Below are 24,587 nucleotides of genomic sequence, written 5' to 3'. Positions count from 1 at the left end.
GCCTGCCCGCCGGCCGTCCTCAGGGGTAGCTGACCGTTTTCGGCTGGCCGGGGATCGGGATCCACTCCACCTCGTCGCCGGGCACCACCGGAAACTCGCGCGCCATCCACGCCCGCTTCGCCTCCTGGATGCGCTCGCGCGACGAACTGACGAAATTCCACCACACATGCCGCGGCGTGGCAAAGGCGTCGCCGCCCGCCAGCATGGCGCGCGCGCCGCCGCTCGAGCGCAGCGTTGCAGCGATGCCGGGCCGCAGCACGTACAGGCGTTGCGGCTCCAGCGGCACGCCCTCCAGCGAGGCGTCGCCCTCAACCAGATAGATCGCACGCTCGTCCGCCTCCGCGTCGATCGGCACGCTGCTGTTCGCGGCAAGCATGATGTCGGCGTAGATCGTGCCGGCATAGGTGGTGGTCGGCGCGGTGCGGCCCCACAGGCTGCCCATGATGATCCGCGCGCTGACCCCGCCGTCGCTGATCACCGGCAGCTCGCCGGCTGCGACATGCTCGAACGCCGGGTCGATCTCCTCCCGTCCGTCGGGCAGCGCAAGCCAGGTCTGGATGCCCGACAGCGCCGGCCCGCCCGGGCGCACGTCCTCCGGCGACCGCTCCGAATGAACGATGCCGTGCCCCGCCGTCATCAGGTTCACCGCGCCGGGCCGGATGGTGATGTCAGTACCCAGCGAATCGCGATGCCCCATCGCGCCTTCGAACAGATAGGTGACGGTGGCGAGATTGATGTGCGGATGCGGGCGCACGTCGATGCCCTGGCCCGGTGGCAGCTGCGCCGGCCCCATCTGATCGAAGAACAGGAACGGCCCCACCATCGTCCGCTCACGATGCGGCAGGGTGCGGTGCACCTTGAAGCCGCCGATATCGTGCGTCGCCGGCAGCAGCGTCAGTTCGATCAGGTCCTCACGCGTCATGGTCGGTGGCCTCCAGCATGGCGAGTAGATCGTCAGGGTAGATCAATTCGGGCCAGCCGGCGATCTCGTCGCGGCGAAACCAGCGCCACTTGGTCATCACGCGCCGTTCGAGCTCGGTGTGGCCGGCAGGGTCGATTTCCATCGCGTCCACATCGACCCGGAACCAGCGCTCATCGGCCGTCACCTCGACGCGTTCGATGGTGAGGAAGTCCACCTGTCGCTGCGCCACTTCAGGACCCGGATCGGCGCGAATGCCGGTTTCCTCAAAGAGTTCGCGCCGCGCCGCCTCGGCATAGCTTTCACCCGGATCGACTGCGCCGCCCGGCGTGCACCAGAAGGGCGCCCGATTGTCGCCCGGCGCGAAGCGGAACAGGAGAATCTGGCCCGCGCGATCGACCAGCAGGATGCGTGCCGCCGGCCGGGCCACCCGCGCCCGCAGGACGGGAGCGCCGGCACCGCTCACCGCGGCTCGCCCGGCGCCAGGGTCTTCATCGCCAGGGCATGGACATGATCGCGCAGCAGCTCGGCCAACGCCTGGTTGACCAGCCGCTGCCGCGCCACGCGGTTCAGCCCGGCAAAGGCTGCGCTTTCCACCACCACGCGGAAGTGCGATTCGCCCGATCCATCGTCCCCCGCATGGCCGCGGTGAAGCGCGCTTTCGTTGATTACCTGAAGGTGCGTCGGGTCGAGCGCTGCGGCGAGACGGGCGGTGATGGCTTGCTCTACAGGGCCGGTGGAAGGCGTGGTCATCGCGCCTATATAGCCGGTTTTGCTGGGGATGTTCTGATTTTGGCGAAGGATCGGCCGAACGCGCGTTTTCACGGGAGGATCGAGGGCGACCGGCCGTGCGAGGCACCCGGTTGCGAGGCGGCCGGGGAGTTTCGCGCGCCGCCGCTGGAGGGGCCGGGCGGCGATGGCCCGGGAACCTATCGCTGGTTCTGCCTCGATCACGTGCGCGCGTTCAATTCGAGCTACAATTACTTCGACGGCATGACGGCGGAGGAGATCAACCGCGCGCAGCGGCCGATGGCCGGTTGGGAACGCGAGACCCGCGCCTTTGCCCGCGCCGGCGCCGGCGACCAGGGGCCGCGCTGGGCCGATTTCGCCGATCCGCTCGACGCGATCGGCGCCCGTTTTCGGCGCGAGGTCGCGCCCGAGCGGAGCGACGGCAAGCCACTGTCGGGGCAGGATCGCGCAAGCCTCAAGGTGCTTGGCCTCGCACCCGACGCGGATCGCACCGCGCTGCGCCGGCGGTACAGCGAACTGGTCCGCCAATATCATCCGGATCGGAACGGCGGGGATCGCAGCCACGAGGGCATGTTGCAAAAGGTGATTGCCGCCTACCAGCAGTTGCGGCAGGCGCCGGCCTTCGCCTGAGTGGCTGAACAATCGGGATAGTCTTGCGCGGCGACCATGCTGGGCCCTTGCCCTCGTTGGGCGACGTGCCATATTTTCAGGCGGTGACGATGATCAGCTTTCAGATCGACATGGCGGAACGACGGGAAGACGGCGGTCCAGAGGACGGCGGTGGCACCGGCGTTGGCGTGGCGACGCGTACGCGTGCCAAGGTCAAGGAGCCGACGCCCTATCGCGTGCTGATGCTCAACGACGATTACACCCCCATGGAATTCGTGGTGCTGTGCCTGCAGCGCTTCTTTCGCATGAATGCGGAGGAAGCGACGCGGGTGATGCTCCACGTCCACCAGAAGGGCGTCGGGGTGTGCGGCGTGTTCAGCTACGAAGTGGCGGAAACCAAGGTGGGGCAGGTGATGGATTTCGCCCGCGCCAACCAGCACCCGCTGCAATGCACGCTCGAAAAGGCCTGATTGCGCCAGCGCGGCCATCATGCTGAGCCTTTCCTTGTTGCTTGCCGCGGCGGCGCCGGCCGTGGCGGAGCGCAACAGCTGGTATGCCTGCCTTGAGGATTTCACGCAGGTGGCGATGGCGAGCAGCGGCACGCCGGCGACCATCGCGCTTCAGACCGAACAGGCCTGCGCCGCGGAGCGCAAGGCGTTCCAGCTCGCGCTGTTCCGCTCCCGAACCGTCGAGGGCGATGCGGCGGCGCTGACGGCGCGGTTCGCCGCCGAGGACCGCGCCGCCTATGAATATGTGATCGCGCTGGTGGATCGCCTGCGCTGAGGCAGGAGGGGCGGCGCCGTCATCCCGGACTTGATCCGGGATCCAACCATCCGCGCGCGCTAACGCTAAGGTTTGATCCAGGCTCCTCAAGCCACCTCTCCGGCAAAGGCCGGGGCCCAGGCGGGACAGCGTTGGTAAGAGCCGGTGCGCCTGCCGGCTTTGTTCCGTAACCGGGCCCCGGCCTTCGCCGGGGAGGCGGACAACTGGCTGAGCCCCGCTCTAAGACCTCCAGCCTCAGCGTTCGCTGCGCCATGGTTCCCGGATCAAGTCCGGGATGACGATGCGGTTCAGGCGGCGCTTCCCTGGCTCAGTCGACCATGCGCCAGCCGATCGTCTCGCCGGCATGGAACGGCACGACCGACAGCGCGTCGTCACCGATCCGGTCAGGCACGCGCGTCTCCGTCCGCTCCAGCGTCACCACGCCTTCGTTCAGCGGCAGGCCGTAGAAACGCGCGCCATTCTCGCTGGTGAACGCCTCGAACCGGTCGATCGCGCCCTCCTCGTCGAACACGCGCAGATAGCTTTCCAGCGCGAACGGCGCGTTGAAGATGCCGGCGCAGCCGCAAGAGGATTCCTTTGCCTCCACGACGTGGGGGGCGCTGTCGGTGCCCAAAAAGAACTTGGGCGAGCCCGATACCGCCGCCTTGCGCACCGCCAGCCGGTGCATCTCGCGCTTGGCGACCGGCAGGCAATAGGCATGCGGGCGGATGCCGCCGTCGAAGATCGCATTGCGGTTGATCAGCAAATGCTGCGGCGTGATCGTCGCGGCGACATTGGCCGGCGCTTCCGCGACATATTGGGCCGCCTCGGTGGTGGTGATGTGTTCCAGCACGATCTTCAGCGCCGGAAAGTCGCGGGCAAGCCGTTGCAGGATGCGATCGATGAACACCGCCTCGCGGTCGAAGATGTCGATATCCTTGTCCGTCACCTCGCCATGGATCAGCAGCGGCATGCCGATCGCCTGCATCCGCTCGAGCACCGGGGCGAGCGCGAAAATGTCGGTCACGCCATGCGCGGAATTGGTGGTGGCGTGCGCGGGGTAAAGCTTGCACGCGGTGAACACGCCCTCGGCATAAGCGGCGGCAATCGCATCGGCATCGGCCTGATCGGTGAGATAGCAGGTCATCAGCGGCGTAAAGCCGGCGTCCGTAGGCAAAGCGGCGAGGATCCGCTCGCGATAACCGCGCGCCGCCTCTGCGGTGGTCACCGGCGGCGTCAGGTTCGGCATGATGATCGCGCGGGCGAACTGTCGCGCGGTATGGCCGGCAACCAGCTCCAGCATGGCGCCATCGCGCAGGTGAACGTGCCAGTCGTCGGGGCGGCGGATGGTGATGCGGTCGGTCATGCGGGTCCTGCAATGCTTGGAATGCGCGTGCGATGCCCTAGCTTGTGGGCATGACTGACGCCACCACCCCCGACGCCACAACTTTGGCCGATCGCGCCATCGTCCGCCTTTCCGGGGAGGACGTTCGCGGCTTCCTTCAAGGGCTGGTGACGAATGACGTGACCGGCGCGCTTCCGGTCTGGGCCGCGCTCCTGTCACCACAGGGCAAGGCGCTGTTCGACTTTCTCGTCTGGGCGGATGGCGAGGATCTGCTGCTCGATTGCGAAGCGGTACAGGCGGAGGCGCTCGCCCGGCGGCTGACGCTGTATCGCCTGCGTCGGGCGATCACCATCGCGCGTGACGACGGCCTTGCGGTGCATTGGTCGCGCGACGGCGACCAGGGCGTGCCCGATCCCCGGCTCGCTGCGCTCGGTCGCCGCTGGATCGCGCCGCCGGGTGCCCCCGCGCACGGCTGGGTCGCGCATCGCCTTTCACTTGGCGTCGCGGAAGGTGTGACGGAGCTAGGCAATGCCGAAACGCTCTGGCTGGAGTGCAACGCGCGGGAGCTGAACGGCGTCAGCTTCGTCAAGGGATGCTATGTCGGGCAGGAGAATACCGCGCGCATGAACTACCGGTCGAAGGTTAACCGCCGGCTGGTCGTCGCGCCGCTGGGAGAGGCGGGCGCGCGCACCCGCGCGACCTATCCCGAACTCGGCCTGATGGTGGAGCATCGCCGCGTCGAAGATCTGGGCGATGCGCTGAAGCCGGCCTGGCTGAGCGAGGCGGTCGCCGGCTGATCAATGCACGGTCATCCCGCGAAGGTGGGGGTCCATAAGCGCAGGTCTCGCGAGAGCAATCGGCGTCAGTGATTATGGATTCCCGCCTTCGCAGGAATGACGAAGCAAAGGGTTCATCTGACCTGCGTTCGGCCTGAGCCTGTCGTTCGCGAAGGCAGGCGGATCAGTCCAGCTGGATCAGACGCCAGGCAAGCTCGGCACTCGCGGTTCGTCGGCCGATATCCTCAAATCAGCCCGAAGGGCACCACCCGGTTCGTCTGCGTATGGCCGACCTCAGCCTGCCCCAGGAACGGCACGCCCATGTCGCGGCACCAACGCTGGATCATCACCGCCAAGGGCTCGTTCCAGGCCGGTGTGTTTTCCTTCACGCTCGTCACCGCGCCCAGCCGGACACCGGCGACCCCGCGCAATTGCGTGGCATTGGCCATGGTGAACAGCAGCCGATCGATATTGTACATCGGCTCCGACACTTCCTCGATCAGCAATTCGTGGTCGGTGAGGTCCGGCAGCCAGGGCGTGCCGATCAGCGCGCCGAGGATCGCCAGATTGAAGGCGGCGGCCGGCCGCTTGCCCAGACCCGGCTCCAGCCCCTGGCGCTCATCGCGTGCGATCCAGCCGAGCGCGCGCGCCACCGTCGCATCGCCGCCGGAACTGCGCAGGATGTCGGTCGGCATGGGGCCATGTGCCACGCGCCCGATGCGCCGGGCGTAGAGCGCGCCGAGCATAAAGCCCATGTCGGAATAGCCGACATATTTCTTGCGCCGTGCGGCATCGTTCAGCTGCGGCATGACCTGCGCCAGGATACGGTTGGAGCCATAGCCGCCGCGCGCGAACCAGATTGCCGCAAAGGCGGGGTCGTTGGCGAATTCCAGGAAGGCAGCGGCTCGGCGGGCATCCGGGCCGGCGAAATGGCCGTCGCTTTCCCAGCATTGCGGGTGGAAGACCAGCTCGACTTCGGGATAGGCCAAGGCGGCATAGGCCATCAGCGGCGCCACCATCTGCGGGTTGGCCGTGTTCGCCGGTGCGACGATTCCGATCTTCATGAGGGCCCGATCTTCATCCGTGTCGCCGCCTTCGCCTTGCCCGTTGCCGCCTGCGGCGATAGCGCGCGGCCATGCAGGACGGCAACATCGCAGGACAATCCTTCTTCTTCGTCGGCGTCGGCGGCTCCGGCATGATGCCGCTGGCGATGATCCTTGCCGGGCGCGGGGCGACCGTCTCCGGCTCCGATCGGGGGCTCGATCAGGGTCGCGTGCCGGCCAAGTTCGCCGATCTGGAGGCGAAGGGCGTTCGCCTGTTCCCGCAGGACGGCAGCGGGATCGTGTCGGCGGACCAGATCGTTGTCGCATCGGCCGCCGTGGAGCCGACGGTAGCGGACATGGTCGCGGCCGATCGGCTCGGTTGCCGCCGCATGAGCCGCGCGGAACTGAACGCCGCGCTGTTCAACGCGAGCCGCCTGCCGATCGGGGTTGCCGGCACCAGCGGCAAATCCACCGTCACCGGCATGATCGCGCGCATCCTCCATGATGCGGGGCTCGACCCCACGGTGATGAACGGCGCGGTGATGAAGGATTTCGCCGCCGCCGACCGCCCCTTCGCCAGCGCCCTCGTGGGCGAGGGTGATCCTTATGTCAGCGAGGTGGACGAAAGCGACGGCTCCATCGCCCTTTATGCGCCGCGCATCGCGGTGCTGAACAACGTCAGCCTCGATCACAAATCGCTCGACGAGCTGAACGTGCTGTTCGGCGATTTCATCGGCAAGGCGGGCATGGCGATCGTCAATGCCGGCAATCCGGATGCGGCCGCGCTGGCCATGCGCCTGCCACGAGATCGGGTGATGACCTTCGCGCTCGGCGGCGAGGCCGATCTGACTCCGGTGGACATCCAAGAACAGCCGTTTGCGGTATCCTTCTCCCTGCGCGGCACCCGGATCCGGCTGAACGTGCCCGGCAAACACAATGTCGCGAACGCACTGGCGGCGACGGGCGCGGCCCTGGCTGCCGGTGTGTCCTTCGAGGCCGCGGCCGCTGCTATCGGCCGCTACATGGGCCTGAAGCGCCGCTTCGACCTGGTCGGCGAGGCGGGCGGCGTCGCCGTGATTGATGATTTCGGGCACAATCCCGACAAGATCGCCGCGACGCTGGCCACGCTCCACGCCTTTCCCGGGCGCCTGCTCCTGCTCTTCCAGCCGCACGGCTATGGACCGCTGAAAACAATGCGATCTGAACTGGTTGAGACGTTCGCACAGGGGCTTGGGGCCGACGACCTGCTCGTTCTGCCAGACCCAGTTTACCAGGGCGGCACGGTGACGCGCGACGTTACCAGCGCCGATATCGTGCGCGATATCTCCGTCACCGGCGGCAATGCCCGTCACATCGCGGATCGCGCGGCGGCGGCGGCGCATCTCGTCGCCAATGCGCGTGCCGGCGACCGGATCGTCGTAATGGGCGCGCGCGACGACACCCTGCCGCTGCTTGCCGCGGACATGGTGGCGCAGCTGCGCGCCCGTGATAATGTCGCCTGACCGACCACAACCGGACCCCGGGGGATTTCCTATGCTGCGCCGCCTGTTCCTCGACCATCCCGCGTCTGTGGGTGAAAGCTATGTCGAGCATTTCGGCGTCGCATCCCGCTTTGGTGCCCGGATGCTGGCGGGCGGCATGGGCGCGCTGGTCCACGCCGTGCTGCCGTTCGCCTGCAAGACGACCGGCAGCCGCACCATCGCCGAGCTCCATGCCGAAATGGTCGCGAAGCGCACGGCGAAGCGTGATGCCGAGACGCAGGTAAGAACCGTTGAATATGTGATCTGAGCAGGCCGCCGCGGCTTGTGGGTGCGGCTCCCTTTACCGGCTCGCCTTTCACTGGCGCCTGCCCGTCGCTACATCGCGGCGGATGACCTCTCCCCAGCGACCCCGTCTCGCCTATCACCTCACCGAAGGCGCCGGCCCCACCATCGTTTTCCTGCCAGGCTATGCCTCGGACATGACCGGTACGAAGGCGCTTGCGCTCGAGGCATGGGCGAAAGCGGCCGGTCGCGCCTTTCTCCGCTTCGATTATGCCGGCTGCGGCGCCAGCGAGGGGGCGTTCGAGGAGCAATCCCTGACGGATTGGCGCGACGATGCGCTCGCCATGATCGATCATGCGGTGGAGGGACCGGTGGTGCTGGTCGGCTCCTCCATGGGGGGGTGGATCATGCTGCTGGCCGCGCTCGCCCGTCCCGAGCGCGTCGCTGCGATGGTGGGGATCGCGGCAGCGCCTGATTTCACCGACTGGGGCTTCAGCCAGGAGGAGAAGCTCTACATTCTGCAGCACGGACGGCTGGAGCGGCCGAACCCTTATGGCCCGCAGCGGACCGTCTATACCCGGCGTTTCTGGCAGGCCGGCGAAGCCAACCGGCTGATGCACGGTCCCATCGCGCTCGACATGCCGGTGCGGCTGATCCACGGCCAGCGCGATCCGGATGTGCCCTGGGCCCAATCGGTGCGCCTCGCGGAGCTTCTCCGTTCAGACGATGTCCACGTTGCCTTGGTGAAGGGCGGTGATCATCGCCTGTCCCGGGAGGAAGACATCGCCTTGTTGATCCGCACGGTTGAGGACGTGCTGAAATGATCCTGCTGAGCCTTGCGCTCCAGGCCGCTGCCCTTCCGCCTGCGGAGAGCTGCGCCGCGCTGGCAGCCACGGATCCGGTCGCCGCCGAGCGGCGCGCCAGCGTTGACCGGAGCGTTGGCGGGCGGGCGTGCCTGGGCATCGCACTTGCCGGGCAGGATCGGTTTGCGCAGGCGGCGCCGGCGTTTGAAGAGGCGGCGCGCGGCTCCGAGCTGGCCCGTGATGGCGCCGCGGCGCGCTATTGGGCGCTGGCCGGCAACGCCTGGCTTGCAGGGCAGGAACCCGCCAAGGCGCGCGCGGCGCTGGATGCGGCGCTGGCGGCCGGAACGCTGACCGGTCTGGCCCGCGGAGAGGCGGCGCTGGACCGCGCGCGGGCGCTGGTGGCCTTGGACGAGCTCAAATTGGCTCGCGGCGATCTCGATCTCGCGCTGAAGGACGCGGCCGATGATCCGCTCGCCTGGCTGCTGTCCGCAACATTGGCGCGGCGCACGGGCGACCTCGCCCGCGCCAAGATCGATATCGGCCAGGCGCTGCGCCGGTCGGCTGACGATGCGCAGGTGCAGCTGGAGGCCGGCAATATCGCGGCCGCCGGCGGCGACGAGGCAGGGGCGAAGGCTGCCTGGACCGAAGCCGCGCGGCTCGCCCCGGATCGCCCGGCGGGCCAATCGGCAACTCGTGCGTTGTCCCAGTTCGCGGCTGACGAACAGAAGTAATCCGGAGGATCAATGCGCTATCTTCACACCATGATCCGGGTCGCCGATCCGGAAAAGACCATCGCCTTCTTCGAGGTTCTGGGGTTCAAGGAAGTGCGCCGCACCGACAGCGAGGCGGGCCGCTTCACCCTGATCTTCCTCGCCACGCCCGAGGATATGCGAGGCGAGGGCGAACGGGCCCGGGCCGAGGTGGAACTGACCTACAACTGGCCGGCCGAGGATGGCAGCGCGCCAGAAGAATATACCGGCGGGCGCAATTTCGGGCATCTCGCTTATGATTGCGACGACATATACGCGACCTGCCAGGCGGTGCTGGACGCGGGCTATACCGTCCATCGCCCTCCGCGGGACGGCTATATGGCGTTCGTGAAGACGCCGGACGGCATTTCGATCGAGCTGCTCCAGCTGAACGGCCCCAAGCCGCCGCAGGAGCCATGGGCCTCGATGCCGAATACCGGAAGCTGGTGATGCCCGCGCCCGCGCGCCTGATCGTGAACATGGATGTTCCCGATCTCGCGCGGGCGGAGCATTTCTACTGCGCTGTGTTCGGCGTGTCGGTTGGGCGGCGGCTGGGCAGCGGCGCGGTCGAACTGCTGGGGTTGGAGGCGCCGATCTACCTGCTGGAAAAGGCAGGCGATAGCGCCGCGACCGCCGCCGCGCCGGCACGGCGGAACTATCAGCGCCACTGGACGCCGGTGCATCTCGACGTGTCGGTCAATGATCTCGACCACGCCCGATCGATGGCAATCGCGGCCGGCGCTGTTGACGAGACGGGCGTGCGTCAGGCGCCCTATGGGCGGATCGCAACCTTCGCGGATCCCTTCGGCCACGGTTTCTGTCTGATCGAGTTCAATGGAATGGGCTATGATGCCATCGCCACTTGAGATCGTCCGCGTGCCCGTGCTCAGCGACAATTACAGCTGGCTCGTGCACGATCCGGACAGCGGCACGACCATGGTGATCGATCCCGGCGAGGCGCAGCCCGTGCTCGATGCCGCCGCATCGCGTGGCTGGACGATCAGCGAGATCTGGAACACGCATTGGCATCCGGATCATGTTGGCGGCAATGCCGCGATCGTCGCCGCAACGGGCGCCAGGGTCACCGCCCCCGAGGCGGAACGCGCCAAGATCGGTGCGATCGACGCCGGCGTGTCGGATGGTGAAAGCGTGTCCCTGGGCGGACATCGTGCTGCGGTGATGACCGTGCCGGGCCATACCCAGGGCCATGTGGCGTTCCACTTCGCCGATGATTCGGCGATCTTCACTGGCGACACCTTGTTCGCCATGGGCTGTGGCCGGCTGTTTGAAGGGACGCCGGCCGACATGTTCGGCAACATGCAGCGTTATGCCCGGCTGCCGGCCGATACGCGCGTGTATTGCGGTCATGAATATACCCAGTCCAACGGGCGCTACGCCCTGGTCGCTGAGCCGGACAACCAGGCGATCAAGGCGCGCATGGCGCGGGTCGACGCGGCGCGCGCGGCGGGCGAGGCGACCATTCCCACCACCATCGGAGAGGAGCTTGCCACCAATCCGTTCCTGCGGGCGACGAGTGCGGAGGAATTGGGGGAGCGGCGCGCCGCCAAGGATAGTTTCCGCGGATAAAAGCGTTATGCTTTTGAAGGCGGGGCAGGAGTGGTGATGATGGCCAAGCTGTTGATTCCCTTTACGCTGGCCGCCGCGGCGGGTGCTCTGGCGGTGTCGGCCGCCAGCGCGGCCGACGAGAGCCGGCCCGGCCCCTACGCCCGTGAACAGATGCAGGTGCAAAAGGAGCTTGCCCGGCTGACGCCGCAAGCGCCGGTGGATTGCATCGACACCCGTTTTCGCAACGTCTCTCTGCGCGCGGTCGGCAACAAGCTGATCTACCGCGAGAGCCGCAATCGGATCTTCGTCAGTGAAACGGCGGGCGGGTGCGAGAATGTCGCGCGCGGCGATGCTCTGGTGACCCGGCAGTTCGGCCCGCGCCTTTGCCGCGGCGACATTGCCACCACGGTTGATCGCACGGCGCGCTTCCCGACCGGCAGCTGCGCCATCGGGCCGTTTACGCCTTACACGGCAGGCTGATCGCCAGACGGGGCCGTTGATGTTAGGCGCGGCTCAAGGCGCCGTGCGCGCCGCCATGATCCCAGCGGAGCCAGATGATGACCAAGGAAACCGAAGCCGATCTTACCGGCGTTGAGGCGCGTGTCTCGCCCAAGCCGCCGGTGGATGAGATCGGCGGGCGGAAGCTGAAGCCGGCAACGCTGATGATGGGGCATGGCTATGACCCTGCCTTGTCCGAAGGATCGCTGAAGCCGCCGATCTTCCTGACCTCCACTTTCGTGTTTCCCAACGCGGCCGCCGGAAAGCGCCATTTCGAAGGGGTGACAGGCAAGCGGCCCGGCGGCGCCGAAGGACTGGTTTATTCCCGCTTCAACGGCCCGAACCAGGAGATCCTGGAGGATCGCCTGTCCGTTTGGGAGGATGCGGAGGACGCGCTTACCTTTTCCAGCGGCATGTCCGCCATCGCCACCCTGTTCCTGTCGATGGTGAAGCCGGGTGACACGATCGTCCACTCCGGTCCGCTTTATGCCGCCACCGAGACGCTGATCGCGCGCATCCTGGGCCGTTTCGGTGTTCACTGGCTCGATTTCCCGGCCGGGGCCACGCGTGCGGAAATCGATGCGGTGCTGTCCAAGGCGGCGTCCGGCAATGTGGCGCTGATCTATCTCGAAAGCCCGGCCAACCCGACCAACGCGCTGGTCGACGTGGAGGCCGTGGCGGCGAGCCGCGATGCGATCTTCACCGGCGCGAACAAGCCGCCGATCGCCATCGACAATACGTTCCTGGGGCCGCTGTGGCACAAGCCGCTGCGTCACGGCGCGGACCTCGTCGTCTACAGCCTGACCAAATACGCGGGTGGCCACAGCGATCTGGTTGCCGGCGGGGTGCTGGGATCGAAGGCGCACATGGATACGATCCGGCTGATGCGGAACACGATCGGCACGATCTGTGATCCAAACACGGCATGGATGCTGCTGCGCAGCCTGGAGACGCTGGAGTTGCGGATGAGCCGGGCGGGGGAGAATGCCGAAAAGGTATGCGCCTTCCTGCGCGATCATCCGGCGGTCGAGAAGGTCGGCTATCTCGGCTTTCTTGAAGGTGGCCGCGACGAGCGACAGGCCGATATCTACCGCCGCCATTGCAAGGGCGCCGGATCCACCTTCTCCCTGTATCTCAAGGGCGGAGAGCCGGAGGCGTTCGCCTTCCTTGATGCGCTGAAGATCGCCAAGCTGGCGGTGAGCCTGGGCGGCACGGAGACGCTGGCCAGCCACCCTGCGGCCATGACTCACCTGTCCGTTCCCGATGCGCGCAAGGCGGCATTGGGGATCACGGACAATCTGGTGCGGATATCCATCGGGGTGGAGGATGCCGACGACCTGATCGCTGATTTCAGCCAGGCGCTGGACAAGATTGCCGGCTAGGGTTTGATCCAGCCAGAAAGATCCGCCTCCCCGGCGAAGGCCGGGGCCCAGTTGCGCGACAAAGCTGGCAGGCGCTCGGGCTCTTGCCAACTCTCTCCCACCTGGACCCCGGCCTTCGCCGGGGAGGTGCTTTCAAGCGCCTGGATCAAACCCTAGACTCGCCATGAAGCGTCGCGCCGCGGGCCCGGCGCGGCGTCGCAAGTGTCAGGCGGCGACCACCGCATTGGCACGATGGCGCAGCAGTTCCTTCTGGTAGGTAACCAGGCGCCGTTCCAATTTTGCTGCGGCCGCCTCGCTCGCCGCGCCCCGCAAGGTGACGGCATAGCCATAGCCGACATGCGCCTCCAGCTCGTGAACCTCGATGCCGCCGAGCACCCAGGCGAGCATCGCCGCGACATAGACCGCGTCGAGCGCGCGGAGCAGCGGATCGATCTCGAGTTCGGGCAGCAAGGCTCCCTCGCTGCTGGCCTCGTTGAGCAGCGCCCACCAGAAGCCGTAGCGTTGCGGGGTCTGCAACTCGCCGCGAAGCTCCTTGCTGTCGAAACGCAGGGCTTCGGTCCACAAGGTACGATAGAAATCGGGATCGTCCGCGAGATAGGCGAGCGAAATGGACACCGCCTGGAAGATCCGGTCGATCGCCCCGACACGGTGAAGTTGCGAGAACCGCTCGTGAAATTCGCGCACGTCCTCCAGAAGGGCGATCACGATGGCCCGCTTCGATCCGAACAGATTATAAGGGGTCGTCAGCGACACGCCGGCGCGCGCTGCGATGGCGCGCATCGACAGCCCGGTATCGCCTGTTTCCTTGATCAGATCCCGTGCGGCCGCGATGATCCGACGACGACGTTCTGCCTTTGCGTCTTCACGCCGGCTCATTCCATGTTCCTTCGCATACAGGAGGCGATAGGCGGCGACGCAGCAAGCTGCAACGCCGTGCAATCCCATATTATCATAACGCGTTAAAAAAGTCTGGCCAGGCTGCTTTCCTCCAACTAGCATCGTCCACAAAGATGGTCTGAGGAGAGAGAAATGGCCGCGGAAAAGATCCGGTTCGGCGCCTTCATTGCGCCGTTCCACCCGCTCAACGAAAACCCGACGCTTGCGCTGGAGCGGGATCTTGATCTGGTGGTGCTGATGGACAAGCTCGGCTTCGACGAGGCCTGGCTCGGCGAGCATCATTCGGCTGGCTATGAGCTGATCGCCAGCCCGGAACTGTTCATTGCCACGGTGGCCGAACGCACGCGGCATATCCGCCTGGGCACGGGCGTGTCATCGCTCCCTTACCATCACCCGCTGATGCTGGCGGATCGGATCAACCAGCTTGACCATATCACCCGCGGACGCGTGATGTTCGGTGTCGGCCCCGGGGCGCTCCCGTCCGACGCCTTCATGATGGGCATCCCGGTCGCAAAGCAACGCGATCGGATGGACGAGGCGCTGGACGTGCTGGTGCCGCTGCTGCGCGGTGAGCAGGTGAGCAAGAAAACCGACTGGTTCGAGCTGAACGAGGCGCGGCTGCAGATGCTGCCCTACAGCCGTCCGTCAGTGGAGATCAGCGTCGCCAGCCAGGTGTCGCCATCGGGCGCGACCGCTGCCGGGCGGCACGGCCTGGGCCTGCTCTCGATCGGTGCCACGCAGGCGGGCGGCTTCAACGCGCTGACGTCGAACTGGGCGATCGCGGAGCAGCAGGCGGCGGAAAGCGGAACCAGGGTGGACCGCAGCCAATGGCGGCTCGTCGGCCCGATGCATGTGGCGGCAACTCGCGAGGAAGCGCGCGCGCAGGTTCGTGAGGGCCTGGACAAGTGGCTCTACTACTTCCGTGAAGTCGCCGCCCTGCCGCTGGCGCCGTCGGACGGGTCCGATCCGGTGGATGCGATCGTGGATTCGGGCATGGCCGTGGTCGGAACGCCCGAAGATGCCGTGCGGCAGATCGAGCGGTTACGCGAACAGTCCGGTGGCTTCGGCGCTTTCCTGCTGATGGACAACAATTGGGCCGAGTGGGAAAACAAGAAGAAATCCTATGAGATGATCGCCCGCTATGTCGTGCCGGAGGTGAACGGCATGAACGCCAACCGCCAGGCGTCGATCGAGTGGGCGGCGACAAACCGGCCGCGCTTCATCGGCGAGGCGCAGGCGGCGGTCGGCGCGAGGCTCGCGGAACATATCCAGAAGAAGGGCACGGAGAATATCCGGCCGGAGATCCTGGCTGCCATGGGCCTCGACAAGAAGGCGGAGGCGGCGGAGTGAGCGGGGTGGCGAACGGCCGCAAGGCAATCTTCATCACCGGCGCGGCCTCCGGCATGGGGCTGGAAACGGCGCGGCTGTTCGCCCGGCAAGGCTGGTTCATTGGCGGCGTCGACGTCAACGAGGTAGGTCTTGCGGCGCTGGAGCAGGAGCTGGGGGCGGAAAACTGCCTGGTCCAGCGGCTCGACGTTACGGATCGCGACGCCTATGCCGCGGCGCTGGATCGCTTCGCCGCGAGCAGCGGCGGACGGCTCGACATATTGTACAACAATGCCGGCATCGGTCGCGGCGGGCCCTTTGCCGACCAGCCATGGGCCGATGTGCTCGCGGTGGTGAACGTGAACTTCATCGGCGTTCTTACCGGCATTCACCTCGCCATTCCGCTGCTCAAGGCCACGCCAGAGTCGATGTGCTTCACCACCTCTTCGTCGTCGGCGACCTATGGCATGCCGATGATCGCGGTCTATTCGGCCACCAAACATGCGGTGAAGGGCCTGACGGAGGCGCTGGCGATCGAGCTGAAGCCTTACGGCGTTCGGGTGGCCGATGTGCTGCCGGCACTGATCGACACACCGATCCTTCCGGATGGTGCCGCTGCCGCAGCGCCCAAGAGCGGCGTCTTTCGCGCCATCCCGCCACGCGAGGTCGCGGAAACGGTGTGGGAGGCTTATCACTCGGACCGCCTGCACTGGTACGTGCCGCGCGAGTTGGTGGCGCTGGACCATATGGCCACGCTGCATCCGGAGCAGACCCGCGACGAGATGGCAGAAGGCCGATTGTTCGCCACCATCGATGCCCAGGTGGCCGCAGCAACGCCCATCCCGATCGGCGCCACCGCCGGCTGACGATGCGAGCGGCCGCCGATGCGCGGCCGCTGCTCCCTTCAACGACGTTCGCCAAACGGATTAGGCGCCGCACAAACGGGCGGCAGCATACCTCCGAAGAGGTAATGCGATCGGTCAGTGTGGCCAATTGCATCCGTAATGGTACGTGACATTCACGATTGTGCAAAATATAATGGTAACGAGAACAAAGCATCTCCGGTCGCGCAGGAGTGATGTGGGATGATGTTCCAGCAGCAATCGGCTGGCGCGCGGCCTTGGCAAGCGGCGGAGGGCCAGTATCCGCCCATGCGTTCGACTTCGGATAAGCGATGCTTGTCGCGGCGCACTGTGCGCAGGTCCGTTCGGCTAACTCGGACATCTTCTGACAGCAGATCGCCATCCCATGGTTCAAGGGGCAAAAACCATGGTTGATGATACACTTGCGGAGTTTGCGCGCGCTATCCTGGAGGTTCGGCGCGACCGCCGCCGCGAACTGCCGGCGGAGCTTTTTGGCGGGGAGCTGGCCTATGAACTGCTGCTGATCCTGTTCATCGCCGACGCCCGCGGCGAGCGCCTGACCGGGAAGAGCGCGCTGGAGCAGGCCGGCGGCGTGAGTGCGGCGGGGCGACGCTGGATCGAATATCTCACCCGGGAAAAGCTGATCATCGGCGATGGTGACGGAAATCTCGACGATACACTGACGCTGACCGCCAAGGCCCTGAACGCGCTGGAGGGCTGGCTGAGCCGGGCGCACGAGACGTTTGACGGTTCTCGCAGCAGCAGTAACGAACCTACCGAGCAACTTCCCCGGTAAGTGTCGGCAATGATGGGAGCGGGTCCGGCGCGGCGCCGGAGAATATCGGCCACACCGGCCTATCGAGGCTACGGCAGACGGCTTGAAGGTAGAAGGCCGGTGCAGGCGAGCGCGCCAGCGCGTCGCACCGGCCCCTGCCTTCCCCCTCGGAACAGTTGATCAGGCCGCCTTCAGCAAGTCCGCCCGCGCATCAAGCCCAATGGTCGCCATCAGATCGGGGCGATCGGGGCCCGGCTGCGGCGCATAGGCATTGGCATTGAGGCGGCGGCCGCGCGCCCAATAGCCAAGCACCTTGCTGAGATTCTGCGGTCGCTTCAGCCACGCCTCGGGATGTTCAAGCATGTGGAAGCCGCGCATCATCGCGCGCATCAGCTGCACGTCGGAACGGGCAGCGATGGTGATCCCGTCATCGACGAAGCTTTTCGCCAAACGCGCCTTCAGCCTGGGGCGATGATCGGGGGTGAGCGTGGCACGCGCGCGGCGGATGGCGGAGCGATCCTGTTTCAGCATCAGATCGTAATATGGCTTCACCTCGGCCAGGATGCCGCTGTCATAGATGGCGAGCCGCGCGGCGGGATCGGGTGTGCTGTCCAGCGCACGGCGAAGCACACCGGCGCTGACCGCGGCGAGCGAGCAGCCGCGACCGTAAAGCGGGTTGGTGCGCACCAGCGCATCGCCGATGGCGAAGAAGCCAAGCACCGCCGGCCTTCCATTGGCCATCAGGCTGCGCCAGCGGCTGTGCAGATCGCCCATGCCGATCACCTTGCCGACCGGCTCCGAAGTGTTGGGATCGACCCATGGCTTGAGCCCCGGCATCGCCATGCAGATGCGCTGGAACGTATCGCCATCCATCACTGCCTTGCGCAGCTCATGCTCGATTTCCGGCACGCACAAGGTGATCGAGAAACGGCGGTTGTCGGCGGGGAACACACCAAACTTCAGATAGCCAAGATCGCCAGAGGCCGGCACGTCGCCGCGCGGCGGCTCATTTTGGCCGTCCAGCAGGCGGTAATGGCGGGTGAAATACAGGACGCCGGCGGTCTCCGCTGCCTCCGCGATGGGCGCGCCGGCCTTGATCAGCTGTTCGATCAGGTTCGCCGCCTTGCCACCGGCATCGACCACCACGTCCGCCGTGATCTCCTCGCGTCCTTCCGCGGTGTCGGCGGCGACGCCTGTCACCACCATCGTGCCATCGCTGCCCGTATGAAACAGCGGGCTGCGCACCTTGACGCCGCTGCGGATCGACACGCCGGGCAAGCGCTCAACATAGCGGCGGATCACCAGTTCGAGCGTGGTACGACGACTGGTGAGGATTGTCAGATCGGCATCCCCCGGCACGGGGACATAGCTGGCCTGCAGCTTGGGCGGGAGCATGTCCTGAAAGGTGATGTCGCGGCAGCCGGCGGCATAGAGATCCTCCAGCAACTGCGGATGCTCGTCGCGAATGATGTTGCGCAACCGGGCAAGAAACGCGTGGCTCTGGCGCAACTGGCTGACGCCGCGACGCTGCCACTGATCGAACGCGACGTCCGGGCCGCCCTCCGGCGGGGCTTCGTCGCGCTCCAGCAGGGTGATGTGGCGCGAGCCGCCGCCCAGACGAAGCGCGGTGCACAGGCCCGCGATGCCGGCGCCAACGACGATCACCTGTTCGCCCGACGCGCCTGAAACCGTGCTGCCCGACATTCTTCCCTCCGACATTTTGGCCACATATATTTCCAAAAGCGATCGGCTGCAAGAAATTCAAACGCGTTATGAATATGCGTCTTGCGCTGGCCGGCGCCGCGGGCCACGATGCGGCAACGAACCGGCGATCACGCCGGACGACCGGAGAGGGAGGGCTGCGATGCGAGCCGTGGTGAGACGCAACAAGCAGTTGATCTGCGACGAGGTGCCCGATCCGGTACCCGGCCAGGGTGAAGTGCTGGTGAAGACGCTGGCCTGCGGCATCTGCGGTTCGGATCTCCACGCCGTTCATTCGTTCGAGAACATGCTGGAACTGGGCGCGCGCACCGGCGAGAAGCCGCGCACCGATCCCTCCAAGGACATGATCTTCGGCCATGAATTTTCCGCCGAGATCCTGGACCACGGTCCCGGATCGGCAAAGGCGCTGAAGGCGGGCACGCGCGTCGTGTCCATGCCCATCGCGATGAAGCCGGAAGGCTATGAGGCGATCGGCTATTCCAACACCTATCCCGGCGGGTACAGCGAGCAGATGGTGCTGAGCGAGGCGATGCTGCTTCCGGTACCCAATGGCCTGTCCGACGTGCAGGCGGCGATGACCGAGCCCTTCGCGGTGGGGGAACATGCCGTCGCCATGTCCGCTGCGGGACCGGATACGGTGAACCTGGTGATCGGCTGCGGCCCGGTGGGGCTGGCGGTGATCGCGGCGCTGAAATCGCGCGGGCTGGGGCCGGTGGTGGCGGCGGATTTCTCCCCTGCGCGCCGCGCCGTTGCGGAAAAGATGGGCGCCGACATCATCGTCGATCCGGCGAAGGAATCGCCGCACACCAAGTGGAGCGAGCTGGGCGTGCCGCGCACGTCTTCCGAGCGGATGGCGGCGATGATGACTGGCCAGACCGGCAAGCGCGCGATCGTCTTCGAATGCGTCGGCGTGCCGGGCGTGCTGCAGAACATCATCGAATCGGTGCCGGTGAGCACGCAGGTGATCGTCGTCGGCGTATGCATGGAAACGGACAAGATCGAGCCGTTCCTGTGCATCAACAAGCAAATCGATTTCCGATTCGTGCTTGGCTACACCGCCGGTGAGTTTGCCGCGACGCTGGGCAACATCGCCGAGGGCAAGATCGATGTGCTGCCGGCGATCACCGACGAAGTGGGGCTGGACGGCGTGGCCGCCGCCTTTGCCGCGCTCGCCGACCCCGAACAGCAATGCAAGGTTGTCGTCCGTCCGGGAGTGAAATCATGAGCCCAGTTACGAGCAACGTGATCGAGGCGCCGCGCGCGCTGGCCGAGGCGATGCCGCCGGTGCAGTTCGTCGAAACCAACGGCATCCGCATGGCCTATTACGAAGTCGGGCCGAAGGGCGAGGGTGTGCCCGTGATCTTCTGCCATGGCTTTCCCGAGCTGGCCTTCTCCTGGCGGCATCAACTCGACGCGTTCGACAAGGCGGGCCGCTGGGCGATCGCGCCCGACCAGCGCGGCTATGGGCTGACCAGCCGGCCGGAGAAGATCGAGGATTACGACCTGGAGCAGCTGACGGCGGACATCGCCGGCATGATGGACGCGCTGGGCATCGAAAAGGCGATTCCCTGCGGCCACGACTGGGGCGGCATGGTCGTGTGGCAGTTCGCACTGCGCTATCCCGAGCGCTGTGCGGGCGTGATCGGGGTGAACACGCCGTTCCTGCCGCGCGGCGACATCGATCCGATCGCCGGCATGCGCGCGGCCTTTGGCGAGGACATGTATATCGTCTGGTTCCAGAAGCCGGGCGAGGCGGATGCGGCGCTGGCCGCAGACCCCGAGCGGTCGATGCGCTTCTTCATGCGCAAGCCGATGCTGACGCTGAAGGAATATGAGCAGCTTCCGGCCGAGATGCGTACCCTGGCACTGGGCGAGGGGCTGAAGCTCTATGATCCGGCAAACGATCCGCAGCAGTTCCTGACCGACGACGAGATCGAGGCATTCGCGCAGACCTTCGCCGAGACGGGCTTCACCGGCGGCATCAACTGGTATCGCAACTTCACCCGCAACTGGCAGAATTCGGCCAAGCTGGTGGAGAAGGTCGACGTGCCGTCGCTGATGGTCATGGCGGAGAACGACGTGGTGCTGAGCCCGGCGATGACCGAGGGCATGGAGCGGTACGTCCCCGATCTGGAGCGGGTTCTGGTGGAGAAGTCGGGCCATTGGACCCAGCAGGAATTTCCCGAGGAAGTGAACCGCGCCCTCATTGGTTGGTTGGACAAGAGGTTCCCGCGCTGACGGCTCCGCGGCGCCGTTCCGGGCCGCGTATCGGAGGTCGAGTTTTCTGGGCTGAGCTGGGGGAGGAGCGGAACTCCGCCTGTTCGGATGAGCCAGTCGGATGGGCCGTGGCACTCCACACGGCCAATTGCGGCAGGTTCGGCCCGCTTCGGCGGGAGTGAGGGCATGGTTCGCGTCGGCAGATGGATGGCTGTCGACGCGGGCCGTGCCTTTGTTGTTTGTTGAGGTGAGCGGAATGACGCTCGTTGGGGAAGCGCCCGATGTTCGTTATTGCTGCGGAGGGGAATCCATAGAACCAGTGCTCGCCCTGCTTGCGTAGACGCAAGTCATGGAGCCCGGTCTCCGCGGGAATGACGGAGGAGTGTTTGCCGATGAACATTCATCTGAGCCGTTTCGCCGTGCGGAACCGCACTCGGGAGCGGATCGGTTGAATGCGCCCAATTGCAGGTACTGCGTGGGCGTGAGAGCGGACGGGAGATGGTCGAACTCATCTATTTGGCTCCCGGCGAACAAGTGCCGATACTACCCGGTCAAGAGACTTGGATCGTCGTTGAGGCAAGCGACGACGGGCGGTTCTTTGGTACCGGTTACGGCCGAAAGGCGCGTGGCGAGGACGTGTTCTACATATCCTCAGCAGAGAGCGACGGGAGCTTGGAGGTGGCGATAGCCGCTGCGACAATGTGGGCGGAGCAGCGGGGTGTGCCGCGCATTTGGGTTCAGACGACGCCTGACTAGCTGATTGCACTTTCCGCCCGATTGCCGACGTTCGTTTATCGCTTATCGTAGCGCAATGGAACGCGAGGGTTATCGGGGCAGCGGAAGCATCGGGGGCAAGCTGGGATGCGGTTTGGCGACTGTTGCTGCCTTTCCCCTCTTAGGCGGAGCGTTTCTCATCACGTCTTTAGGTCAGTGCGCCGCAGATAATCAGCTTGATTGCGTTTCACACTGGCAACTGTTCGCAGGGGCGTTGCTCGGAATTGCCGCTATCGGATTCGGATCGAGAGTCATCGTCAACTCAATCGTGCGGCGATCGCGCAACGGCAGCTAGCCACCCCATTTCCGCGGCTGCCCGCTTGTCGTCGAAAGTCGGTAGTCCGTGAGGCATCGCTTAGTCCACGAATCCCACAAACCGTGCGGCTTCGCTGACTGGTTTGCGGCGCGACACCACGCCATTGGCCGGGAAGCTGTCGTCGGGCCAGCCCATCGCGACGCAGGTCTGGATCACCTGATCGTCGGGGATGCCGGCATGTTCGCGCACGACCGGCGATTGCATGATGCCCTGGCTGTTGATGACGCAGCCTAGGCCGCGCGACCAGGCGGCGTTGACGAGCGCGGTGGTGACGGCGCCACAATCGAAGGGCGCGATGTCGCTGCCCAGCAGCACGCGATCATAGGTGATGACGATCGAGACCGGCGCATCGAACTGGCGGAAGCCGCGCAGCACCCAATCGTGCCGCTTCGCCTTGTCCTCGCGCGCGATGTCCATGGCGCCGAAGAGTTGCTTGGCGATCTCGATCTGCCGTTCACGGTGGATGCCGCCATATTCCTGGCCCAGCCGAAATTCGCGCGAATGGGGCACGCCGGCGAGGTTGCGTTCAGTATTGCCCTGGCGAATGCGATCCAGCGGTTCGCCGGTGACGACGGTGAAGTTCCACGGCTGGGTGTTGAGCGAGGAGGGCGAGCGCATGGCAAGCGCGAGGACTTCCTCGATCAGCGCGCGGGGCACCGGATCGGGTTTGAACCCGCGGATGCTGCGGCGGCCGTTCACGACATCGTCGTAGGTTTTCATGCGTGCCTCTCCCGTATTTTCCTCCGCACATAACCAAGTTCGTCATCCCCGCGAAGGTGGGGATCCATAGACGCTGAGCTTGGCGAAAAAGCCGGTGCGGTAGCGCTTATGAATCCCCGCCTACGCGGGGATGACGGATCGAGTGGTCAGGCCTTCAGCATCCGTTCCGTCACCATCCGCTCCAGAATGGTCAGCGGCATGGCGCCATCGAGCAGCACCGCGTGGAACTTGCGCGGATCGAAGGCGGCGCCCTGCTTCTTCTTCACCGCGTCGCGCAGGCGCACCCAGACGGTGTGGCCGATCTTGTAACTGCAAGCCTGGCCCGGCCAGACGGTGTAACGGTCGATCTCGTTCTGGCTGCGGCCCTGGGCGATGCCGGTGGTGGCGATGAAATATTCGGTCGCTTTTTCGCGGCTCCAGCGCTTGTGGTGCAGGCCGGAGTCCACGACGAGACGCGTGGCGCGGAACAGGAGCGACTGAAGGTAGCCGACCTGGCCGAGAGGATCGCCCTCGAACATGCCCATCTCATCCGCGAGCTGCTCCGAATAAAGCGCCCAGCCCTCGGTATAGCCGCTGAACCCGCCGCGGCGGCGGATGAGCGGAATGTCCTGAGACTCGAGCGCGGTCATCACCTGCAAGTGGTGGCCGGGCACCGCTTCGTGGTGCGTCAGCGTGGCGAGGCCGAACTTGGGACGATCGAAGCTGTCGCGCAGGTTGATGTAGTAGATGCCTGGGCGCGAGCCATCGAGCGAGGCGTTCTGGTAATAGCCACCCGGCGCGCCGGCCTCGATCGACTTGGGAACACGGCGGACCTCGACCGGCGCCTTGGGAATGAAGGCGAATTGCTCCGGCAGCCGCTTCTGCATGGCGATCACCTGACGGTTGAGCTGTGCGATCAGCTGTTCCTTGCCCGCGTCGGTGTTCGGATAGACCTGATCGGGACGCTTGTTCAGCGCGACCAGCCGCTCGCCGACGGTGCCCTGGCTCATACCCTGCGCCTTCAGGATGCCGTCGATCCGGTTGCTGATCTCGGCCACCTGCGCCAGGCCCAGGCGGTGAACCTCCTCACCCGTCATGGCAACGGTGGTCGCGGCCTCAACGGCGGCGGCGTAATAAGCCTCGCCATCGGGCAGGCGCCACGCGCCGGCGTCGTGCGAGGCACGGCCGCGCAGCTCGGTGACCAGGGCACGCTGGCGATCGAGCGCCGGGAAGACCTGATCGTTCATGATCCGGGTCGCTTCGGCAACGCGACCATCCGGCAGGTTGGCGAGCTTCAGCTTGGTGGCCAGCGCCTTGACCGGGACGGTTGCGGCTGCCGGCTGATCGCGCAGGCCGCCCATCAGCTTCAGCGTGGTGTCGAGGATGTAATCCGGCGCGAAGACGCCGCGCGCGGCATCGGCGCGCTGACGCTCCGTATCCTGATCGATCGCGGTGGCGAAGGCGGCGACACGCGCGACATAGGCGTCGGCGTCCGCCGCGTCCTTGATGCGATGCTGCGCGTCGAGGAAATCGGGCACCTCGCGGTAGGCGCCGGTCAGCTGCGACAGTACATAAGGCGCGAAACGGCCCATGCTGGCGCCGTAGGTAAACTTCTCACCGCCAGCGATGCTGCGCTGGAGCTGATAGGACACGACCTCGTAATCGATCCGCGCCGCTGGCGAGAGCGAGGCAGGGCTGATCTGGCGCAGCGCGGCCAGTTCACGCTTGGCGCGGGCGAGATCCTCCTGAACGCCGGCAGCCGAACCGTCGTTCAGCTTCGACTTGAGGTGCGCGCGCTCCCCATTGTCGAGCCCGAGCGCGGTGGCGCCTTCGGGATTGTCGCTGATACGATCGTAGAAGAAGCGATCGAGCAGCGTGTGCAGCTTCGCGTCATTCGGGTTGACGCCGGCGGCGGCGACCTTTTGCGCGGCGGCGGGGACGGCACTCGCCAGAGCGGCGGCGCCGGTGCTGCCAAGAAAGGTGCGACGATCCATGGTTCTTACTCCTGGGGATACAGCCCGTTCACCACGACG

At 66.0% G+C, this 24,587-nt stretch carries 27 protein-coding genes; 18 read left to right on the top strand and 9 right to left on the bottom strand.

All coding sequences use genetic code 11. The annotated features are described in order from the left end of the window. Nucleotides 1–19: 19 nt before the first annotated feature. From BMX36_RS11465 to BMX36_RS11455, 3 genes are read right to left on the bottom strand one after another with little or no spacing between them, the layout of a single operon-like run. Nucleotides 20–922, bottom strand: coding sequence for a pirin family protein (locus BMX36_RS11465; protein WP_093065687.1), 903 nt, complete (start codon nucleotides 920–922; stop codon nucleotides 20–22). Continuing rightward, on the bottom strand, nucleotides 912–1,385 hold the full coding sequence (locus BMX36_RS11460) for an NUDIX hydrolase (protein ID WP_256210775.1): 474 nt from the start codon (nucleotides 1,383–1,385) through the stop codon (nucleotides 912–914). Before BMX36_RS11460 ends, BMX36_RS11465 begins: the two co-directional genes overlap by 11 nt. Then, entirely contained in the window at nucleotides 1,382–1,672 is a 291-nt protein-coding gene (locus BMX36_RS11455; protein WP_093065663.1) for a BolA family protein, read from the bottom strand. Before BMX36_RS11455 ends, BMX36_RS11460 begins: the two co-directional genes overlap by 4 nt. Before the next feature lie 39 nt (nucleotides 1,673–1,711). Between BMX36_RS11455 and BMX36_RS11450 the strand changes: the two genes are divergently transcribed. The 3 genes from BMX36_RS11450 to BMX36_RS11440 all read left to right on the top strand — a co-directional run bounded on the left by BMX36_RS11450 (nucleotide 1,712) and on the right by BMX36_RS11440 (nucleotide 3,061). Next, on the top strand, nucleotides 1,712–2,299 hold the full coding sequence (locus BMX36_RS11450) for a DnaJ domain-containing protein (RefSeq protein WP_371262873.1): 588 nt from the start codon (nucleotides 1,712–1,714) through the stop codon (nucleotides 2,297–2,299). Between the two features lie 110 nt (nucleotides 2,300–2,409). Next, nucleotides 2,410–2,748 carry an ATP-dependent Clp protease adapter ClpS gene (clpS, locus tag BMX36_RS11445; protein ID WP_066781751.1) on the top strand — a complete coding sequence of 113 codons (339 nt, stop codon included), beginning with the start codon at nucleotides 2,410–2,412 and terminating at the stop codon, nucleotides 2,746–2,748. Nucleotides 2,749–2,767: 19 nt separating this feature from the next. Further along, complete coding sequence (locus BMX36_RS11440) at nucleotides 2,768–3,061, top strand: hypothetical protein (RefSeq protein ID WP_093065661.1); 294 nt, start codon at nucleotides 2,768–2,770, stop codon at nucleotides 3,059–3,061. Between the two features lie 307 nt (nucleotides 3,062–3,368). Here BMX36_RS11440 and pyrC read toward each other — a convergent pair whose 3' ends face one another. Beyond that, on the bottom strand, nucleotides 3,369–4,406 hold the full coding sequence (gene pyrC / locus BMX36_RS11435; RefSeq protein WP_093065659.1) for a dihydroorotase: 1,038 nt from the start codon (nucleotides 4,404–4,406) through the stop codon (nucleotides 3,369–3,371). Nucleotides 4,407–4,456: 50 nt separating this feature from the next. On the opposite strand from pyrC, the gene BMX36_RS11430 reads away from it, so the two are divergent. Further along, complete coding sequence (locus tag BMX36_RS11430) at nucleotides 4,457–5,182, top strand: CAF17-like 4Fe-4S cluster assembly/insertion protein YgfZ (protein WP_093065657.1); 726 nt, start codon at nucleotides 4,457–4,459, stop codon at nucleotides 5,180–5,182. Between the two features lie 224 nt (nucleotides 5,183–5,406). On the opposite strand, the gene BMX36_RS11425 is transcribed toward BMX36_RS11430, so the two are convergent. Further along, nucleotides 5,407–6,225, bottom strand: coding sequence for an LD-carboxypeptidase (locus BMX36_RS11425; protein WP_177179121.1), 819 nt, complete (start codon nucleotides 6,223–6,225; stop codon nucleotides 5,407–5,409). A gap of 71 nt (nucleotides 6,226–6,296) precedes the next feature. Here BMX36_RS11425 and BMX36_RS11420 point away from each other — a divergent pair, with 71 nt between their 5' ends. The 9 genes from BMX36_RS11420 (at nucleotide 6,297) to BMX36_RS11380 (ending at nucleotide 12,965) form a co-directional block, all read left to right on the top strand. Then, the gene (locus BMX36_RS11420) at nucleotides 6,297–7,706 is read left to right on the top strand and encodes a glutamate ligase domain-containing protein (protein ID WP_093065655.1); all 1,410 of its coding nucleotides are present in this window, start codon (nucleotides 6,297–6,299) and stop codon (nucleotides 7,704–7,706) included. Between the two features lie 31 nt (nucleotides 7,707–7,737). Continuing rightward, on the top strand, nucleotides 7,738–7,992 hold the full coding sequence (locus BMX36_RS11415; RefSeq protein ID WP_093065653.1) for a DUF6356 family protein: 255 nt from the start codon (nucleotides 7,738–7,740) through the stop codon (nucleotides 7,990–7,992). Nucleotides 7,993–8,074: 82 nt separating this feature from the next. Then, nucleotides 8,075–8,791: an alpha/beta fold hydrolase gene (locus BMX36_RS11410; RefSeq protein WP_093065651.1), complete on the top strand. Its 717-nt coding sequence runs from the start codon at nucleotides 8,075–8,077 to the stop codon at nucleotides 8,789–8,791. Beyond that, nucleotides 8,788–9,501: a tetratricopeptide repeat protein gene (locus BMX36_RS11405; RefSeq protein WP_093065649.1), complete on the top strand. Its 714-nt coding sequence runs from the start codon at nucleotides 8,788–8,790 to the stop codon at nucleotides 9,499–9,501. The genes BMX36_RS11410 and BMX36_RS11405 overlap by 4 nt, the downstream gene beginning before the upstream one ends. A gap of 12 nt (nucleotides 9,502–9,513) precedes the next feature. Beyond that, nucleotides 9,514–9,969: a VOC family protein gene (locus BMX36_RS11400; protein ID WP_093065647.1), complete on the top strand. Its 456-nt coding sequence runs from the start codon at nucleotides 9,514–9,516 to the stop codon at nucleotides 9,967–9,969. Further along, nucleotides 9,969–10,385, top strand: coding sequence for a VOC family protein (locus BMX36_RS11395; protein ID WP_093066329.1), 417 nt, complete (start codon nucleotides 9,969–9,971; stop codon nucleotides 10,383–10,385). The genes BMX36_RS11400 and BMX36_RS11395 overlap by 1 nt, the downstream gene beginning before the upstream one ends. Beyond that, on the top strand, nucleotides 10,369–11,106 hold the full coding sequence (gene gloB / locus BMX36_RS11390; protein WP_093066327.1) for a hydroxyacylglutathione hydrolase: 738 nt from the start codon (nucleotides 10,369–10,371) through the stop codon (nucleotides 11,104–11,106). The genes BMX36_RS11395 and gloB overlap by 17 nt, the downstream gene beginning before the upstream one ends. 39 nt (nucleotides 11,107–11,145) lie before the next feature. Beyond that, nucleotides 11,146–11,565, top strand: a complete 420-nt coding sequence (locus tag BMX36_RS11385) for a hypothetical protein (RefSeq protein WP_156455569.1) — start codon at nucleotides 11,146–11,148, stop codon at nucleotides 11,563–11,565. A 77-nt stretch (nucleotides 11,566–11,642) separates the two neighbouring features. Beyond that, nucleotides 11,643–12,965: a cystathionine gamma-synthase family protein gene (locus tag BMX36_RS11380; protein WP_093066325.1), complete on the top strand. Its 1,323-nt coding sequence runs from the start codon at nucleotides 11,643–11,645 to the stop codon at nucleotides 12,963–12,965. A gap of 204 nt (nucleotides 12,966–13,169) precedes the next feature. Here BMX36_RS11380 and BMX36_RS11375 read toward each other — a convergent pair whose 3' ends face one another. Then, the gene (locus tag BMX36_RS11375; RefSeq protein ID WP_177179120.1) at nucleotides 13,170–13,841 is read right to left on the bottom strand and encodes a TetR/AcrR family transcriptional regulator; all 672 of its coding nucleotides are present in this window, start codon (nucleotides 13,839–13,841) and stop codon (nucleotides 13,170–13,172) included. 153 nt (nucleotides 13,842–13,994) lie between these two features. Between BMX36_RS11375 and BMX36_RS11370 the strand changes: the two genes are divergently transcribed. The 3 genes from BMX36_RS11370 (at nucleotide 13,995) to BMX36_RS11360 (ending at nucleotide 16,847) form a co-directional block, all read left to right on the top strand. Continuing rightward, nucleotides 13,995–15,212, top strand: a complete 1,218-nt coding sequence (locus BMX36_RS11370) for an LLM class flavin-dependent oxidoreductase (protein WP_066781698.1) — start codon at nucleotides 13,995–13,997, stop codon at nucleotides 15,210–15,212. Then, a complete protein-coding gene (locus BMX36_RS11365) occupies nucleotides 15,209–16,054 on the top strand; it encodes an SDR family oxidoreductase (RefSeq protein WP_256210773.1) in 846 nt (281 codons plus the stop codon). Before BMX36_RS11370 ends, BMX36_RS11365 begins: the two co-directional genes overlap by 4 nt. Nucleotides 16,055–16,457: 403 nt before the next feature. Next, nucleotides 16,458–16,847 carry a hypothetical protein gene (locus BMX36_RS11360; RefSeq protein WP_093065645.1) on the top strand — a complete coding sequence of 130 codons (390 nt, stop codon included), beginning with the start codon at nucleotides 16,458–16,460 and terminating at the stop codon, nucleotides 16,845–16,847. A 159-nt stretch (nucleotides 16,848–17,006) separates the two neighbouring features. Here BMX36_RS11360 and BMX36_RS11355 read toward each other — a convergent pair whose 3' ends face one another. Further along, on the bottom strand, nucleotides 17,007–18,530 hold the full coding sequence (locus BMX36_RS11355) for an NAD(P)/FAD-dependent oxidoreductase (RefSeq protein ID WP_093065643.1): 1,524 nt from the start codon (nucleotides 18,528–18,530) through the stop codon (nucleotides 17,007–17,009). A gap of 160 nt (nucleotides 18,531–18,690) precedes the next feature. Here BMX36_RS11355 and BMX36_RS11350 point away from each other — a divergent pair, with 160 nt between their 5' ends. Together BMX36_RS11350 and BMX36_RS11345 are read left to right on the top strand one after the other, a co-directional pair. Beyond that, nucleotides 18,691–19,773, top strand: coding sequence for a zinc-binding dehydrogenase (locus BMX36_RS11350; RefSeq protein ID WP_066781692.1), 1,083 nt, complete (start codon nucleotides 18,691–18,693; stop codon nucleotides 19,771–19,773). Beyond that, nucleotides 19,770–20,786 (top strand): alpha/beta fold hydrolase, encoded by a 1,017-nt coding sequence (locus BMX36_RS11345; RefSeq protein ID WP_177179119.1) that lies wholly within the window; start codon nucleotides 19,770–19,772, stop codon nucleotides 20,784–20,786. The genes BMX36_RS11350 and BMX36_RS11345 overlap by 4 nt, the downstream gene beginning before the upstream one ends. A gap of 1,108 nt (nucleotides 20,787–21,894) precedes the next feature. On the opposite strand, the gene BMX36_RS11335 is transcribed toward BMX36_RS11345, so the two are convergent. Together BMX36_RS11335 and BMX36_RS11330 are read right to left on the bottom strand one after the other, a co-directional pair. Next, nucleotides 21,895–22,575 (bottom strand): nitroreductase family protein, encoded by a 681-nt coding sequence (locus tag BMX36_RS11335; RefSeq protein ID WP_093065637.1) that lies wholly within the window; start codon nucleotides 22,573–22,575, stop codon nucleotides 21,895–21,897. A 146-nt stretch (nucleotides 22,576–22,721) separates the two neighbouring features. Further along, nucleotides 22,722–24,548: a DUF885 domain-containing protein gene (locus BMX36_RS11330; RefSeq protein WP_093065635.1), complete on the bottom strand. Its 1,827-nt coding sequence runs from the start codon at nucleotides 24,546–24,548 to the stop codon at nucleotides 22,722–22,724. Between the last annotated feature and the right edge of the window lie 39 nt (nucleotides 24,549–24,587).

The organism is Sphingomonas sp. OV641 (assembly GCF_900109205.1).
Lineage (GTDB): Bacteria > Pseudomonadota > Alphaproteobacteria > Sphingomonadales > Sphingomonadaceae > Sphingomonas.
This window is presented reverse-complemented; position numbering and strand designations above follow the sequence as displayed.